Source organism: Geminicoccus sp. (genome assembly GCF_035556675.1).
GTDB lineage: Bacteria > Pseudomonadota > Alphaproteobacteria > Geminicoccales > Geminicoccaceae > Geminicoccus.
Genome location: NZ_DATMFZ010000268.1, coordinates 1 through 2,111, shown reverse-complemented (window position 1 = coordinate 2,111; position 2,111 = coordinate 1). Strand labels below are relative to the sequence as shown.

The 2,111-nt window shown below is 66.9% G+C and carries 3 pseudogenes; 1 reads left to right on the top strand and 2 read right to left on the bottom strand.

From position 1 onward, the window contains the following. Window positions 1-210 precede the first annotated feature (210 nt). Window positions 211-1,310: pseudogene (locus VNS22_RS18760) on the bottom strand (IS110 family transposase). A 93-nt stretch (window positions 1,311-1,403) separates the two neighbouring features. After that, window positions 1,404-1,642, bottom strand: a pseudogene (locus VNS22_RS18755) (integrase core domain-containing protein); the annotation flags it as partial. Between the two features lie 80 nt (window positions 1,643-1,722). On the opposite strand from VNS22_RS18755, the pseudogene VNS22_RS18750 reads away from it, so the two are divergent. After that, window positions 1,723-2,111 (top strand): annotated as a pseudogene (locus tag VNS22_RS18750) (IS110 family transposase); the annotation flags it as partial.

Sequence of the window (2,111 nt, the reverse complement as noted above, 5' to 3'; positions counted from 1 at the left end):
CATCGCCACCCGCTACGAGAAGACCGCCCGCTCCTTCATGGGCGTCCTCTGACTCGCCGCCTCCCTCGACTGGCTCAAGAACTAACGGATCCTTCTGTAATCGGGTCGGTCAACGACCGGCTTGCGTGTCATGTCGCGGTTGCTCGCTTGGTGTTCGTGGTCGGCGTCGTGCCGCCATAAGCTACGGTCAGACAGGCGGAGCAGGCCAATCTAGCAGGCGGGCTCGGCGATAGTGCCGGCACCGGTGCCGTCGCACCACATCCGGTGCAGCACGACCGCGAGCTTGCGGGCGACCGCGACCATCGGGCTTCAGCCCGATCCTACGGAGTAATGTCGGCAGCGCCGACAGGGCCCGGCGCATGCCGGCGCGCCTGGCACAATGCCCATCCCCCATGCCTTGAGCGAGGACCATCGGCTGGTGCGGGTCAGCAGGACGTTGGCTGCCTCGTAAAGAGCCTGCCTGGCCAGGCCATCGCCTTGCTTGCTGATGTGCCCGATCCGGTCCGTCTCTCCGGCCTGGTAGCGCGCGGGGTGAGGCCGAAGTGGGCGCCAACGGCACGTGAGCGGGTAAATCGCGCCGGATCATCGACGGCCGAGCAGAAGGTCAGTGCCGTCACCGGCCCCACACCCGGCACCGTCATGAGACGCCGGCATGTCTCGTCGTGGCGGGTTGCGGTCATGACCAGACGATGCAGGCCTTCTCGTTCCGCCAGGAGAACGCCGCGTACCTGCAGCAATGGTTCGATCACGACAGCCAGACTACGCCGGACGCCAACAAGCTCATGGACACGGGCTGGAAAGCCGCGCTCGCCGACCTTTCTCATCTTCAGGCCGAAGCCCCTGAGCAGGCCGCGGATGCCCCCGGATCAGGTCCGGGGCAGGCTGTTGTCGATGTCACGCAGCTTGGCCTCTAGCAGCTTCCGTGCCGTCAGCAGCGCCCGTAGCTCCTGCGAGAGCGGCGACTTTACGTGCACGGCTCGAAACCAACCGGTTCGGACCATCTGCGCAATGGCCTGGGCATCCGTCCGGTCCGTCTTGATTGGCATCGTCCTCGTGGCCGCCCGCACCTGTCGGGTCTCCAGCAGCACCACCGGCAGTCCCGCCGCTACCAAGCCGCCATGCAGCCACTGCGACACCAGTCCGGCCTCCAGGCCGACACGCGTGAAGACCAAGTTGAGATCTCTCAGCGCAGCGGCGAGTGCCTCCGGCTAAGTTCCAACCTTGAGTTCGCGGACGATCGAGCCAGCCTGATCCACAATGCAGATGCTGCTCGTCTCCAGCGAGACGTCGATGCCGGCATAGTAGGTCATTCGGTGCCTCCCTCGATCTCGGCCCAGCCAGGGTCTTGGGGAAGAACAACCGGCCGCAGCGGCTCCCTCTACCGGCCGACCCGATTACGGTATCTAGGTGTATGGTCCCGGGATGTGGTGTGCCGGGTCGAGCCTGAACCGTTTGGGCTCTTTGGCCCTGGCAGATGAGACTCGCAGGGTATGAGGCCCCGTAGGGTCTTGTGCGTGCGGACGTGGTCATAGGCGCCGAGGAGGAGCCGCAGGTGCGTTCTGAGCTCGCCGTGGCTGCCGTAGCGGTAGCGGCGGACGGTGGCATCCTTCAGCGTCCGGTTGAGCCGCTCGACTTGGCCATTATCCGGTATCCGGCATGATGGCTTCGGTGCCCTGCGGTCCCGCTGATCTCCGGATCAGCGCTATGGTGAGCCCATCCGGGATGTGGGGCACCGGGAGCATGCAAGTGCGGGCAGGCCGGATGCGCTGGGAGCGCGGCATGGCCCGGCGGCTTGGCCGGATCGGCATGACCCGTGCTCATGGGGTGGCGTTCGCGCAGAACCTGACCCGTGCCGGCCACGTCGTGGTCGCGGCGACCGGCACCGCGAGGGCGGTGGCGGAGGTGATCCGGCCGCACATGGGCCGGGGGTGATCGCCAACCCGCGCCAGGTGCGGCTGATCGCCGAGGCGCGCATCAAGGCCGACAGGACCGACGCGACGGTCCTGGCGCAGCTCTGCGCCAGTGGCTTTCTGCCGGAGGTCCCGGACGAGACGACCCTTGGCTTGCGACGCCAGGTCATGCGCCGCACCAGATCCGTGCGGCAGTGGGTG